Origin of the sequence: Rubrivirga sp. (assembly GCF_049648075.1) — a bacterium.
Lineage (GTDB): Bacteria > Bacteroidota > Rhodothermia > Rhodothermales > Rubricoccaceae > Rubrivirga.
Genome location: NZ_JBARYR010000523.1, coordinates 1 through 12,829, shown reverse-complemented (window position 1 = coordinate 12,829; position 12,829 = coordinate 1). Strand labels below are relative to the sequence as shown.

The 12,829-nt window shown below is 70.3% G+C and carries 15 protein-coding genes; 11 read left to right on the top strand and 4 right to left on the bottom strand.

Features of this window, described 5'->3' with window-relative positions; all coding sequences use genetic code 11:
* Positions 1–1,131, top strand: a 1,131-nt coding sequence (locus WBA11_RS14670) for a nucleoside-diphosphate sugar epimerase/dehydratase (protein ID WP_424521410.1), incomplete at its 5' end; no start/stop codon positions are given.
* On the opposite strand, the gene WBA11_RS14665 is transcribed toward WBA11_RS14670, so the two are convergent.
* Positions 1,128–1,529 (bottom strand): hypothetical protein, encoded by a 402-nt coding sequence (locus WBA11_RS14665; protein ID WP_424521409.1) that lies wholly within the window; start codon positions 1,527–1,529, stop codon positions 1,128–1,130. The genes WBA11_RS14670 and WBA11_RS14665 overlap by 4 nt on opposite strands.
* A gap of 313 nt (positions 1,530–1,842) precedes the next feature.
* Here WBA11_RS14665 and WBA11_RS14660 point away from each other — a divergent pair, with 313 nt between their 5' ends.
* The 7 genes from WBA11_RS14660 to WBA11_RS14630 all read left to right on the top strand — a co-directional run bounded on the left by WBA11_RS14660 (position 1,843) and on the right by WBA11_RS14630 (position 8,664).
* Entirely contained in the window at positions 1,843–2,826 is a 984-nt protein-coding gene (locus WBA11_RS14660; protein WP_424521408.1) for an acetyl-CoA carboxylase carboxyltransferase subunit alpha, read from the top strand.
* A 98-nt stretch (positions 2,827–2,924) separates the two neighbouring features.
* Positions 2,925–3,320: an acyl-CoA thioesterase gene (locus WBA11_RS14655; RefSeq protein ID WP_424521407.1), complete on the top strand. Its 396-nt coding sequence runs from the start codon at positions 2,925–2,927 to the stop codon at positions 3,318–3,320.
* The gene (locus WBA11_RS14650; RefSeq protein WP_424521406.1) at positions 3,317–3,712 is read left to right on the top strand and encodes a DUF3052 domain-containing protein; all 396 of its coding nucleotides are present in this window, start codon (positions 3,317–3,319) and stop codon (positions 3,710–3,712) included. The genes WBA11_RS14655 and WBA11_RS14650 overlap by 4 nt, the downstream gene beginning before the upstream one ends.
* A 116-nt stretch (positions 3,713–3,828) precedes the next feature.
* Complete coding sequence (locus WBA11_RS14645) at positions 3,829–4,719, top strand: MBL fold metallo-hydrolase (protein WP_424521405.1); 891 nt, start codon at positions 3,829–3,831, stop codon at positions 4,717–4,719.
* A gap of 85 nt (positions 4,720–4,804) precedes the next feature.
* Positions 4,805–5,533 (top strand): SH3 domain-containing protein, encoded by a 729-nt coding sequence (locus tag WBA11_RS14640; protein ID WP_424521404.1) that lies wholly within the window; start codon positions 4,805–4,807, stop codon positions 5,531–5,533.
* Between the two features lie 53 nt (positions 5,534–5,586).
* A complete protein-coding gene (nadC, locus tag WBA11_RS14635; RefSeq protein ID WP_424521403.1) occupies positions 5,587–6,489 on the top strand; it encodes a carboxylating nicotinate-nucleotide diphosphorylase in 903 nt (300 codons plus the stop codon).
* A gap of 33 nt (positions 6,490–6,522) precedes the next feature.
* Positions 6,523–8,664 (top strand): choice-of-anchor B family protein, encoded by a 2,142-nt coding sequence (locus WBA11_RS14630; protein WP_424521402.1) that lies wholly within the window; start codon positions 6,523–6,525, stop codon positions 8,662–8,664.
* Between the two features lie 157 nt (positions 8,665–8,821).
* Here WBA11_RS14630 and WBA11_RS14625 read toward each other — a convergent pair whose 3' ends face one another.
* Entirely contained in the window at positions 8,822–9,280 is a 459-nt protein-coding gene (locus WBA11_RS14625; RefSeq protein WP_424521401.1) for a septal ring lytic transglycosylase RlpA family protein, read from the bottom strand.
* Positions 9,281–9,478: 198 nt separating this feature from the next.
* On the opposite strand from WBA11_RS14625, the gene plsY reads away from it, so the two are divergent.
* Positions 9,479–10,150, top strand: coding sequence for a glycerol-3-phosphate 1-O-acyltransferase PlsY (gene plsY, locus WBA11_RS14620; RefSeq protein ID WP_424521400.1), 672 nt, complete (start codon positions 9,479–9,481; stop codon positions 10,148–10,150).
* A gap of 35 nt (positions 10,151–10,185) precedes the next feature.
* Positions 10,186–10,899 (top strand): hypothetical protein, encoded by a 714-nt coding sequence (locus WBA11_RS14615; RefSeq protein ID WP_424521399.1) that lies wholly within the window; start codon positions 10,186–10,188, stop codon positions 10,897–10,899.
* A 109-nt stretch (positions 10,900–11,008) separates the two neighbouring features.
* On the opposite strand, the gene WBA11_RS14610 is transcribed toward WBA11_RS14615, so the two are convergent.
* Positions 11,009–11,464 carry a DUF6985 domain-containing protein gene (locus WBA11_RS14610; protein WP_424521398.1) on the bottom strand — a complete coding sequence of 152 codons (456 nt, stop codon included), beginning with the start codon at positions 11,462–11,464 and terminating at the stop codon, positions 11,009–11,011.
* 1 nt (position 11,465) lies between these two features.
* Positions 11,466–12,203, bottom strand: a complete 738-nt coding sequence (locus tag WBA11_RS14605; protein WP_424521397.1) for an arylesterase — start codon at positions 12,201–12,203, stop codon at positions 11,466–11,468.
* Between the two features lie 194 nt (positions 12,204–12,397).
* Between WBA11_RS14605 and WBA11_RS14600 the strand changes: the two genes are divergently transcribed.
* A partial coding sequence (locus WBA11_RS14600; protein WP_424521396.1) for an ABC transporter ATP-binding protein occupies positions 12,398–12,829 on the top strand: 432 nt, incomplete at its 3' end.

The following is a 12,829-nucleotide window of genomic DNA, read 5'->3' as shown; positions in this document are numbered from 1 at the left end:
ATCGTCGTCCGCGCCATCGTGGCGGCGCTCGGCCGCGCCGCGCGGGCGCTCGCGGGTCCGACCCTCGATTTCGTCCTGGCCTGGGTCGCGCTCATGGCGACGGCCCTCGCGTGGAGTCGCGTCGCCGGGTTCACGTTCGACTCGAGCTACTACAGCCTGATCCTGCCCGGGTACGCAGCCGCGTTGGTCGTCTCGACCGCGGCGACGGGCGGCTATCGGCACAGCGGCCGGCCGTTTGTGGGCGTTTTGGCGGGGCTCGGCCTCGCGGGTCTGGCTGTTCCGGCCGTGACGTATTTCGTCCCCGCCCTCGGCTTCAGCCGTGCCGTTCTCGGAGCCGGACTGGTCGCTGCTGCGGCTCTCATCCTGATGCGCCGCGTGTGGCGACGAGCCTCGAGCCGGGCTCCCCGAAACGTCTTGGTCGTCGGCGCTGCCGCCGAGGCCGACCGGCTGCGCCGGCTCCTCGACGAACGGCTCCACGGCTTACGGGTCGTCGGCTACGTCTCGGACCGCATCGAAGACGGTGACGTCCCCCACGCGGGGCGCCCTCGACAGCTCCGTGACCTCGCCCGGCTCCACGGCGCCGACGACGTCGTGTTCGCGTCCGACAGCTTGACCAACACGGCCATCCTCGATGGGATGCGGGCGCTGCGCGACCTGCCGGTCCAGCTCAAGATTCTGGCGTCGGGCCGGGACCAGATCATCGGCAAGGCGTCCGTCGAGGACTACGCGGCGCCACTCGTGGCCGCCGAGCGGACCGTCGCCCGGCTGCGACCCTCGTGGGGGCGCCGCGCCATCGAGGTCCCCGTCGCCTGCACGTTCGTGCTGCTCGGCCCCGTGATCCAGGCGCTCACCAACGTCTCGTCCTCGAAGCGGCTGCGCCGGCTATCGGTGTTTGCCTCGAGAATGCCATCGGTCCTGGCCGGCCGCCGAGCGCTCGTGGGCTACGACCCGACCGGTCCGCACCCGCCGCCCGCGTGGGGCCTGCCGCCCGGCGTCGTGTCCGTCTTGGATACGCGCCGTCCTCGACCGGCGACCATCACGGAGGCGCATCGGGCCTACTGGTTCTACGCCCGCCACCAGTCGGCGTGGCTCGACCTCGAGGTCCTATTCCGCGCGCTGACGCGGGGTTAGTAGCCGGTGGCGGCCCACCTCAGTTCGTTCGCCCACGCCTCGATCTGTTCCTCGATGTCGTTGAGAGCGGCCTCGAGGTCGACGTCGCCCGGGGACTCGAGGGCGAGCGGATCAGGAGGCCGCGGATCGTCCGCGTCGCCCTTTGGCATTGTCCACCCGAATCGGTCGGCGAGCCGGATGAGCAGCGGGCTCTCGAACAGCGAGCTCAAATCGAGTCCGTCGTCCTGACCCAGGCGGTAGCCCCACATTCCGTCACGGGTTTCGAGAAGAACCTCGCGCAGGTCAGGACCGGTCGATGCGGCCTTGATGCGCTGATTCTGGGCGTAGGAGAAGAGTCCTAGATGGCCACCCCGGCGCAACAAGTGGTGGAAGCGTTCGCCTGTACACGTCGTCGTCATCGGTTCAGGTCGGGATCCGTCCTCGAGGTCGTGCCGAGACCGACATGCCCGAGGGCGGCACCGTCGAGGGCGAGCAGCCGACGGGTGCGGATGGAGCGGTAACGGGGCGGAGGCAGTGCGGCGAAGAACGAGGGGCGAAGAGCGTGTCGGTGTGTTGGGTGCCGAGTTCATCGGTTCAACCGACGAAACCGCTCACTCCGGCTCACTGATCGAAGGCCGAGCCCAACACTCGTCGTCGGGCTCCTCCTCGGGAACGGACGATGTCTCCAGCTCCGCCCTCGAGGCCGGCTCCGTCCGTCCGTAGCTTCGTCGCATGGCACACCTCCTCGACTTTGAGAAGCCCCTCGCCGACCTCGAGGCCAAGCTCGCCGAGCTCCGCGCCTTCGAGGCCGACGACGACGCGGTCGACCTGACGGCGCAGATCTCGGCGCTCGAGACGCGTGTCGACACGCTGCGGCAGTCGATCTACCGGGGGCTCACGCGGTGGCAGCGCGTCCAGATCGCGCGGCACCCCGAGCGGCCTTACACGCTCGACTACGTCGGAGCCCTCTCGTCCGGCTTCGTCGAGCTGCACGGCGACCGGCTGTTCGGTGACGACCGCGCGTTGGTTGGAGGTCCGGCGACGTTCCGCGGGTCGATGTTCGGCTCGCGCGACCGGACGGTCATGATGCTGGGCCACCAAAAAGGCCGAGACACCAATCAGCGCCGCGAGCGCCGGTTCGGGATGCCCAACCCCGAGGGCTACCGCAAGGCCAAGCGGCTGATGGAGATGGCGGCCAAGTTCGGCAAGCCGGTCGTCACGTTTCTGGACACGCCCGGTGCGTATCCCGGCTTGGAGGCCGAGGAGCGCGGCCAAGCCGAGGCCATCGCCCGCAACCTGATGGTGATGGCGCGGCTCCCGGTCCCGATCATCGTGGTCGTGATCGGCGAAGGCGCGTCGGGCGGCGCGCTGGGGATCGGCGTCGGCGACCGGATTCTGATGCTGGAGAACGCGTGGTACTCCGTGATCTCGCCCGAGTCGTGCTCGTCGATCCTGTGGCGCAACTGGGACCACAAGGAGGACGCGGCCCGCGCGCTCAAGCTGACGGCGCCGGACCTGATCCAGAACGGCGTGATCGACGAGATCGTCCCGGAGCCGATCGGCGGCGCCCACCACGACCCGTCGGCCCAGTTCGACGCCGTCGGCCAGGCCATCGCGCGCCACCTCGACGACCTCGAGGGCACGCCCACCGACGACCTCTTGGCGTCCCGCCTCGCCAAGTTCGACGCGATGGGCGCGTTCGAGGAGCGCGTCTAGCGGACGCCGACCTCGCCCTCGAGGACGCACGGGATGCCGCGACCTCGAGGACGACACACGACCTCTCCCCCTGTCACGCCGGCCTCGAGGACGACCCGATGCTCACGTACACCCACTCCCACCGCGTCCGGTACCGCGAGTGCGACCCGATGGGGGTCGTGTACCACACCCACGTCCTCGATTGGTTCGAGGCCGCGCGAACAGAGGCGCTGCGCGAGGCGGGACTGCCCTACAAGGACGTCGAGGCGAGCGGGATCATCATGCCCGTCGTCGAGGCGACCGTCCGGTACCACGCGAGCGTCTTCTACGACGACCTCGTCGAGGTCGAGTGCCGCATCGAGGGCGTCGGCGTGCGCGTGCCGATCGACTACCAGGTCCGACGGCAGGATGAGGACGACGTGCTGATCTCGGGGCGCGTCACGCTGTGCTTCGTGGACCCGGAGCGCCGCCGGCCGGTCGCTCCGCCCGAGGTCTTTCGCGAGGCGTTGTCGTGAGGAGGAAGGCTCTGTGGCGCAAGCTCGGCTACCGCAAAGGCACCGTCGCCTACCTCGACGAGGTGCCCGACGACTACCGGACGCTCTTGCGCGGGCTCCCGCACGACGTGCGCCTGGACGGCACCTTGGACGACGAGCCACGCATCGTCCACCACTTCACGTCCGATGCCGAGGGGCTGCGCGCCCGGCTCGCCGTCTTCCTCGACGCGATCCCGAAGACCGGCATGATCTGGGTCTCGTACCCCAAGAAGTCGTCCGGCGTCACGAGCACCGTGGACGGCGACGTGATCCGAGCAGCGGCCTTGCCACTCGGCTTAATCGACGTCAAGGTCTCGGCCATCGACGAGACGTGGACGGCGATTAAGCTGGTCCTGCGGAAGGAGAACCGCTAACCGACTCGGCCCAGGTCTCCCCTTACATCCTCGAAGATGGGCGTCGTGGGAACGCGCCGCGGATCACTTCCCCCGTCCTCGAGGTAGCTGGCTGGCCCACCACCTTCCCGACCTCGATGCCCCTCTCCCGTCGCCAGTTCGTTGCCCGTTCCGCCGTTGCCGCCGCTGCGCTCCCGTTCGTTTCGCCGTTTGCGCGTGCGGCGACCTCGAGGGCGGACGGGTTCGAGATGTTGCGCCGAGGCGTGGGCGCGTTCTCCGGGCGCGGCGGGACCATCGGCTACCTCCAGACGGCCGATGCGCTGGTGGCCGTCGACTCCCAGTTCCCGGCGTCGGCGCAGACGTTTCTCGACGGACTTCGGGACGACGGCCGCGGCCTCGACCTGTTGGTCAACACGCACCATCACGGAGACCACACGGCCGGAAACAGCGTCCTGGCGCCGAACGCCGCGCGGCACGTCGCGCACGAGGCCGTGCCCGGCTTGCAGCGCGCATCGGCCAGTCGGGGAAACAGCCTCGAGACCCAGCGCTACGCGTCGGAGACGTTCTCGAGGACGTGGAGCGCCGACGTCGGCGACGAGGTGGTGTCGCTGAGCTACCACGGACCGGCGCACACGGCCGGCGACGCCGTGGTCCACTTCGAGAACGCCGACGTGATCCACATGGGCGATCTGATGTTCAACCGGCGCCAGCCGTTTATCGACCGAGGCGCCGGGGCGTCGGTCGCGGGGTGGATGGACACGCTCCAGACGGTCCACGACCACCACTCGGACGAGACCATCTTCGTGTTCGGCCACGCCGGAGAGGGCGCGTCGGTCATCGGGACGCGGGCGGACCTGCTGGTCTTCAAGGGCTTCCTCGAGTCGCTCTACGCCGCCGTCGGGTCCGCCCTCGAGGACGGACAAACCGCCGCTGACCTCGAGGGGATGCTCGTCCCCGGCCACGACGCGTGGGGGCCGGCGCCGATGCGCGTCGTCGAGCCCGTGGCGCAGGAGGTCAGAGCCCAATAGCGACCCCGAGGTCGGAATGCATCTGGGGGAGAACGACAGGCCGCGCGCAAGCGGGTAGCCTCGAGGACGCTCCGACCTCGACACCATGCGCATCAGTGTCCTCCTCGCCGTCTTCACCTTGGTCCCTTGTGCGGCCGACTCGCCCGACGCCACGGCCCCATCGAGCGCGGCGGCAAAACCAGACACGACCACGGCGGAGCGGACTCGGGGGACGGAGGGACCGACCCGAGCTGCTGACGACCCTGAGTCCGTCGACGTCAGCGTTCGGGGCTACGTCCGCCACGCCGACGGACCGAGGGACCTCACGCTACGGGCCGAGCCCTCGCTGCAGGCCGACGCGCAGGCGGTCATGGGCCACGACCGCGAGGTCTGGGTCGTCGTGTGCCAAGACCTCGCCTACGACGACGCCTGGTGCCGCCTGAACTACCAAGACGACTCCAACACTGCCCACGTGGGGTACGCGAAGCGCCGGCACGTCGCCTACCAGAGCGGGATGGGAGCCGAGGACGAGCAGGGCGTTCGCTGGACCCCGGAGCCGCTCGGCGGGTGGTCCACGGCCAGCCCGCTCCACTTCGACGGGGCGGTCTGGGACATCCAGGCCGACGATGGCTACGCCAACCTCCGCTCCGGGCCGAGCTCGGACGGCGAGGTCGTTGCTCGTCTGACGAACGGGACGGACGTCCTCGTCGGGGAATGCTCGGTCGCCGAGCCCGGACAGCGCTGGTGCCAGGTCGAGACCCCGGCGCACGACGGCCCGGTGCAGACCGGCTACGTCCACCAGAGCGGGTTCCACCGGTTCCACCGCGGGGTCTAAGCGGAGCCCGCTCAGGGCCGGGGCGTACACCGCTCCTCTCCCCTGCTCCGCCCGTGCTCCCGCTCCCCGACGGCCTCCAAGCCGACCTCGACGCGCTCCTCGCCCGCGCTCTCGCCGAAGACCTCGGCACGGGCGATGTCACGACCGAGGCGACGATCCCCGAGGGTACCCGCGCCACGGCCCGATTCCTCCTCAAGGAAGACGGCGTCCTCGCCGGCCTGGCCGTCGCCGAGCGCGTGTTCGCCGCCGTCGACGCCGACCTCGAGGTCGAGTGGACCGCGGCCGACGGGGACGTCCTCGAGGCTGGGACCACGTTTGGGTCGGTCAAAGGACGAGCGCGCTCGATCCTGGTCGCCGAGCGGCTGGCGCTCAACCTGATGCAGCGGATGGGCGGCATCGCGACGGCCGCGCGACGGTTCGCTGTCGAGGCCGCGCCTGCGACCGTCTTGGACACGCGCAAGACGGCGCCGGGAATGCGAGCGCTCGACAAGTGGGCCGTTCGCTTGGGCGGCGCGCAGAACCACCGCGTCGGGCTGTACGACATGGTGCTGGTCAAGGACAACCACATCGCCGCGGCTGGCGGCGTCCGGGCCGCCCTCGAGGCCGTGCAGCGGCACGTCGCCGTGAACGACCTCGAGGTGCCCGTCGAGGTCGAGGCCCGAACGAGCGACGAACTCCAGGCCGTCCTCGAGGCCGTGGACGACGGGATCCGAGTCGACCGCGTGCTGCTCGACAACATGGCCGTCCGCACCGCGTCCGGCTTGGACGTGTCCCGCTTGGAGGACGCCGTCCGACTCGTGGACGGCCGCGTGCAGACGGAGGCGTCGGGGAACGTGACGCTCGAGACCGTCGGCCGGATCGGGGCGACGGGCGTGGACTTCGTGTCGACCGGAGCCCTGACGCACTCCGTCCGCGCCCTCGACGTTTCTCTCAAAGTGGGCCTGGAATCGATCTGACCTCGAGGACGCCTTCGTGTACCCTTACCTCCCATGCGTGCTCTCCTCGTCGCCCTCGCCCTCGCAACCGCCGCCTCGGCACAGCCCGACCTCGAGTGGTCGTGGAGCCCGGAGCCCCGCTGGCTCGATGGCGCCGACGCCGGACGCGAGTACTTCGAGGGCGGTCTAGACTTCGGGGCCAACTTCACGTTCACGACGGTCCGTGACGCCGACGTTGCTCCCGTCGTGGTCCGGTTCGATCCCGCCCTCGAGTCCGTGGCGCGCGTGTTCGACTATCGCGACGGACTGCGCGACCTCGGAACGGGGAGCTTCCCTGGCGCCGCCTACGACGTGTCCGATCCCGCTACCCCACGCCGGCTGAACGTCGGGCTGGTCGAGGACGAGGACGGCGCGCGCGCAGACCGGGTCTGGAACCCCGACGGGTCGCCGACGGGTGGCTTCGAGTGGCTGATCGTGTTCGCGAGCGACTACGACGGGGACGGCTCGACGTACGCGGGAGAAAACGGATTCGAGCTCGACGCTTATTACGGCTTTGCAGGGCGCGTCGTGGATGGACGGGCGCTTCTCGAGAGCCCAGCCGAGCTCGCGATCACGCCGGCGCCGCTCCGCGCCGTCCGGGCCGCGGCGGTCGAGAACGGCGTCGTCGACCTCGAGTGGACGGCCGCGTCGTACGTCGGTGACGCCGACCTCGAGGTCGTGGACGCGGCGACGAGCGCTCAGCTCGCCCTCGAGGACGCTGAAGCGGGAAGAGTCCGGCTGACTGGCCTGGACGTCCGGTCGCGGTACGACCTCGAGGTCCGCCTGCTCGCGGGCGGTGGGGTCCGAGCGTCGCGCACCGTCGAGGTCACGCCGGCCGTGTCGCTCGGCGTCGAGGCGTGGTCGTCGCTCAATCCCGGCCGGGCGGGAGGCTCGACGTACGGCGATGTTTGGAGCTACGTCGCGCCGGACGGGACGGAGTACGCGCTCTTGACCGGGCGCGGATCGGGATTGTCGGTCATCGACGTCACGGCGGCGCCCGCCCAGGCTCCCGTCGAGGTCGGATTCGTCGCGTCGCCGCCCGGCGCCCGCGACGCCAAGGACGTGAAGGTGCTCGGACGATACGCTTACGTGGCCCACGAGATCGGGCCGGTCCAGATCGTCGACCTCGAGGACCCGACGGCGCCCCTCGAGGTCGGCGTCCTCGACGTCCAGCCCGGGACGACGAACGGCGGGTCCCACAACGTGTTGGTGGCCGAGGGCAAGCTGTGGGTCGTCGGCGGACGGACGCGGGGCGACGCGGGGGTCCGGGTCTACGGCTTGGAGGACCCCGCCGCGCCGCGCTTCCTCGGCGCGTTCCAGCCGACGCACCAGCCCGTCGTCTACTACCACGACTTCGAGGTCCGAGGAGACCGCGCCTACGGCTCCGCGATCTACACCGGCGGCGGCGTCGACGTCCTCGACGTCTCGGACCCTAGCGACATCGAACTGGTGACGACGTTCACCTACCCCGGCGCCGGCGCCCACAACACGTGCTCGACGCCGGACGGCAACACGGTCTACGTCGGCGACGAGATCGGCTCGAACGGCAACTGGATGCGCATCTTCGACGTGACCGACATCCAGAACGCCGAGCTGGTCGGCGAGATCGTCGTCGACCGGGAGGCCGTCGTCCACAACTGCTACGTCGTCGGGGACCGGCTCTTCGTCGCGCACTACACCGAGGGGCTGCGCGTGTTCGACGTCTCGGAGCCGCACACGCCGGTCGAGGTCGCGTTCCTCGACACCTACCTCGAGCCCGGCTACGGCACGCGGGGCGCCTGGACCGCGACGCCTCCCCTGCCGTCGGGCAAGATCCTGGTCTCCGACCTCCAGTCCGGCCTGTTCGTCGTCACCCTCGAGGGCGGCCGAGGCGTCTCGAGCCAGCCGGAGGCGATGCCGGCCTCGGACCTTCGCGCCTGGCCCAACCCGGCCTCGACGGTGCTGTCCGTTTCGTTCGTCCTCGAGGACGCGTCGGCCGCCCGGCTGTCGGTCGTGGACGCGCTCGGCCGCGAGGTGGCCATCCTCGAGGACGGAACGCTGGGCGCGGGTGGTCACCGGTCGACGGTCGACCTCGAGGGGTTGCCGTCGGGTCTCTATCTCGTCCGGCTCATCGAGAACGGGGGGGCGACGTCGGTCCCGGTGACGGTGGCTCGATAGTCGTCCTCGAGGACGCCACAGCGTCAACGTAGGGGCACACCGCTGGTGTCCCCGGCCCGACCTCGATGCGGCGTCTCACGCGAAGCAGCAGCTTCGAGGACGATAAAGCGAGACCCGCCGCCCTCGAGGTTGAGCCTTCGCCCCCTTCCCTCTCGCTCTAGAAGTGGCGGACCTTCGGTGCCGGCACAGCCTGGCGGCTCGGGAGCGAGCTCGGCGGCACGATCTCGTAGCGGACGCGGTGCGTCCCTCGCTGCCGCATCGATAGGCGATCCGCGGCGCCGCCGGACAGGTCGAGCTGGCGTCCCCGGATGAACGGGCCTCGGTCGTTGACGCGGACCAGCACGCGGCGGCCGTTGTGCGCCGAGGTCACGCGGAGCAGCGTCCCAAATGGGAGCGACCGGTGTGCGACGGTCAGCGCGCTGTGGTTGTACCGCTCACCGTTCGCGGTCAGGTTGCCGTGGAGCGACGAGTGGTAGTAGCTCGCGACGCCGGACTGCGCACGGCGGGCTTCGGAGCGTCCGCCACCGGGGGCGATTTGGGCGAGGACCGGGACCGCGAGTACGGCGAGTCCGAGGCACAACGTGAGGCGCGTCACACGAGATGAGGCAGTGATCAAGGCCGGTCGACACAGGGTCGCCGCATGAGCGCCCGGGGGACGCGGGGCGAACATCGGGCGCCGCCTGTCAGGTTTTTGTGCAGGTGAGCCAGGCTCACCGACTCTTGCACGTCCCTCTACCGATCCTCCGCCGTGGCGCCACGCGGGCTCCACAAACGGGCTCTCCTATCTTGACGGCGCTCCTCTCCGACCACTGCCGTGCTCTCGCTCGCCCTCATCATCATCCTGAGCTATTTGCTCGGTGCCGTCCCGTTCAGCCTGGTCGTCGCACGCATCAAAGGGATCAACCTGCGGGAGCACGGGAGTGGAAACGCCGGCGCGACGAACGCTCTGCGCGTGATGGGCAAGGGGCCGGGCTTGGCGGTCTTCGCCCTCGATTTCGCCAAGGGCCTGGTCGCCGTCGTGCTGATCTCCCAGGTCCGGGTCGGCGGCGAGACCTTGGTCGGGATCCTGGGCTCGAGGCCCGACTTGGCCGACGCGTGGGCCGCGACGATCGCCGGGGCGTCGGCGATGCTCGGGCACGTCGTGACGTTGTGGGGACGCGTGTTTTTCGAGTCGTGGAAAGGGGGTAAGGGCGTCGCGACGGGAGCGGGCATGCTGGCCGGCTTGGCGCCGATCCCCATCGCGCTCGCCGCGGCCCTGTTCGTCGTCGTCGTGTGGGCGACGCGCTACGTGTCCCTCGGCTCGATCCTGGGCGCGATCTCGCTACCGATCACGCTTTTGGCACTGCACTTCGGCCTCGACGTGCGGAACCCGCCGCCGGTCTGGATCTTCGCCATCGTCGTGCCCGCGTTCATCGTCTGGACGCACCGCGCCAACGTCAAGCGGCTCCTGAACGGGACCGAGTCCCGGTTCGGCTCGAAGGCCTGACTCGTCCTCGAGGACGCTCCCAGCACCACCCTCTCATGCGACTCCTCCTTCTCTCCGCCCTCATCGCGCTGGCGCCGTCGGTCGCCGCTCAGTCCGAGTTCGTCCGCGACGCCGGTCCTTACGCCGTCCTCGATGCCCTCGACGTCCTCCGTCTCGGGGACGACCAACTCGAGGTCGGCGCCGGCGGCGGGTGGCGGTTCGGGAACGGCCTCGACGTGGGCGTCCGAGTAGGAGCCGACCACACGTCGCTCGACGTCGGCGGGCCGGTCTCGGAGTCGAGGCGGCTCGCGCTCGCCCTCGAGGTCGGATACACGGCGTGGCTCGGAGAGCGGACCGGGCTCCAGTTCGCCCTCGAGGGCGCCCTCGCCCAGACGGTGGAGATCGGCGCGCCCTCGCTCGCCCTCGACGGCCTAGCGGTGATCGACCGGGGCAACACGGACCGGAACGAGGGCGGGGCTGAGATCTCGGCGACCGTCTTCCGTCGTGTCGTCGTGAGGGACGTGACCGTGCAACCCTCGGTCGGCGCGTTTCTCGGTGGCGTCGTCACTGCCTCCGCCCCTTCCGATCGGCCCTTCACGCTTCGCGCGGACACGGGGACGAGCGGGGGCCAAGAGCGGATGGGTGTGACCCTCGGTCTCCCGGTCCTCTTCCGAGCCGGGGCCGTCCATCTCGCCGTCGGGCCCGACGTGCGGATCGACGTCGCGCAAGACCGCGTCGGCGGCGGGCTGCGCCTCCGGGCCAACTTCTAGCGCACCCTTCGGGACGCTGGAGGGATGGGGGATACGGGATGGAAGGCTTCGCACCCATCCCGCATCCGTCTACTAACCGGAGCGTTGGTCTACCGTCCTCGAGGGAGAACTAGAAGTACGTGTCTCCGGCCGAGGCCTCGCCCCACGGATCGGCGCCCTCGTACGGGCCGGTGTAGATCACCCGCCCTGACCGGACGACCCACTCGAGGCCGTGCTCCTCCTCCCACTCGCAGTCGCATTCGGGGTGAACGACGGGCTCCCGGCGCCCCTCGTCAGCGGGCACGATCATCACGTTCAGCTGAATGAGTGCGAGCACATCGCGGTCCGACACTAGCGGCTCCCCCCGACGTCCGTCGCCTCGACAAACTCGGTCCGATAGCGGACGGCGGCACGGTCCATCTCGTCGAGCGTCACATCGTCGAGGGCGTGAAGGTGCGCGGTGCACGCTAAGATGCGCGATGCACGCTTGGGCATACTCGTCGGTCGCACCGTCCTCGAGGACGAGCTCTGATGTGGCGTCGAGAAACGGGACGCGGACGGCGTCGGGTATTGGCTCGAGCGTCATCCTAGCTCGCGTCGTCGAGGACGAGCGGCTCGACGACCTCGAGGACGGTCTCGGCCATGATCCGCTGGCCTTGGGCCGTCGGGTGGACGCCGTCGGACTGGTTGAGAGAGGCGTCTCCGGCGACGCCCTCGAGCAAGAACGGCACGAACGCCGCACCGTGCTCCTGGGCGACGGCCGGGAAAACGTCGCGGAACGCGGCCGTGTACTCGGCGCCGTAGTTGGGCAAGGCCTCCATCCCGGCGACCACGAGCCGGGCGTCGGGCGCCGCGTCCTTGACGGCCTCCAAGATGGCACTCAGGTTGTCGCGCATCGCATCGACTGACGTGCCGCGCAAGCCGTCGTTCGCGCCGAGCGCCAGCACGAACACGTCGGGCGGAGAGTTCGCGAGCGTCCAATCGATCCGGCTGCGGCCTCCCGCCGACGTCTCGCCGCTGACCCCCGCGTTGACCACGCGGACCGGCACGCCCGCGGCCTCGAGGTCGGCGCCGACGAGCGCGGGGTACGCCAGGCTCTGGCTCTCCAAGCCGTAGCCGGCCGTCAGGCTGTCCCCGAAGAAGACGACGGTGACCGCGTCCTCGTCGGCATCCGCGAGCGGGAGGTCGGGCGTCGTCCTCGACTCGGGCGTGGCGGTCGCACCGGGCACCGCGGCGTCCTCGAGGGCGGTCGGCGGGTCCGAGGGGGCGTCCTGGCACCCGGTCATCGAAAGGGCGAGCAAGGAGACGGCGAAGGCGAGGCGCATGGCGAAATCCGTTTCGGAGGTCACCCGGAACGGGCTGGAGGGGTTCCGCCGTGCCCGTCCTCGAGGACGCCGATCACCTTCGAGCCCCCGGTCGTCCCCGTGCGCGAACCCTTCCGGGGAACCCGGGTACGGCCCGACGCCGCCACCCCGTTGCGGCTCCGGGCGCGCCCCGACGCCAGACTCCCTCGACCTCGATGACCGACCCCGTTCTCCAAACCCGCGACCTGACCAAGACGTTCTCGAACGCCGGCCGCGACCTGACCGTCCTCGAGGGCGTCTCGTTCGAGGTCCAGCCCGGCGCGTCGTGCGCGATCATCGGGCCGTCGGGCAGTGGCAAGACGACGCTTCTGGGCCTGTGCGCCGGGCTCGACCGCCCGACACGCGGGACGGTGAAGCTGGTTGGCACCGACCTCGAGGGGTTGGACGAGGACGCACGGGCGGCCCTCCGCGTGCAGTCGGTCGGGTTCGTGTTCCAGAACTTCCGCCTGCTCCCGACCTTGACGGCCGCTGAGAACGTGGCGATCCCCGTCGAGCTCCGCGGCGAGAGCGGCGCCCGCGCGACGGCCCTCGACCTGCTCGACCGGGTCGGTCTCGCCGACCGCGCAGGCCACTACCCGACGCAACTC

Coding starts and splice junctions, on each gene's coding strand:
- WBA11_RS14610 (WP_424521398.1), bottom strand. CDS start 11,464: ATGACGCTCGAGCCAATACCCGACGCCGTCCGCGTCCCGTTTCTCGAC.
- WBA11_RS14640 (WP_424521404.1), top strand. CDS start 4,805: ATGCGCATCAGTGTCCTCCTCGCCGTCTTCACCTTGGTCCCTTGTGCG.
- WBA11_RS14660 (WP_424521408.1), top strand. CDS start 1,843: ATGGCACACCTCCTCGACTTTGAGAAGCCCCTCGCCGACCTCGAGGCC.
- WBA11_RS14645 (WP_424521405.1), top strand. CDS start 3,829: ATGCCCCTCTCCCGTCGCCAGTTCGTTGCCCGTTCCGCCGTTGCCGCC.
- WBA11_RS14665 (WP_424521409.1), bottom strand. CDS start 1,529: ATGACGACGACGTGTACAGGCGAACGCTTCCACCACTTGTTGCGCCGG.
- WBA11_RS14615 (WP_424521399.1), top strand. CDS start 10,186: ATGCGACTCCTCCTTCTCTCCGCCCTCATCGCGCTGGCGCCGTCGGTC.
- WBA11_RS14605 (WP_424521397.1), bottom strand. CDS start 12,203: ATGCGCCTCGCCTTCGCCGTCTCCTTGCTCGCCCTTTCGATGACCGGG.
- WBA11_RS14630 (WP_424521402.1), top strand. CDS start 6,523: ATGCGTGCTCTCCTCGTCGCCCTCGCCCTCGCAACCGCCGCCTCGGCA.
- WBA11_RS14655 (WP_424521407.1), top strand. CDS start 2,925: ATGCTCACGTACACCCACTCCCACCGCGTCCGGTACCGCGAGTGCGAC.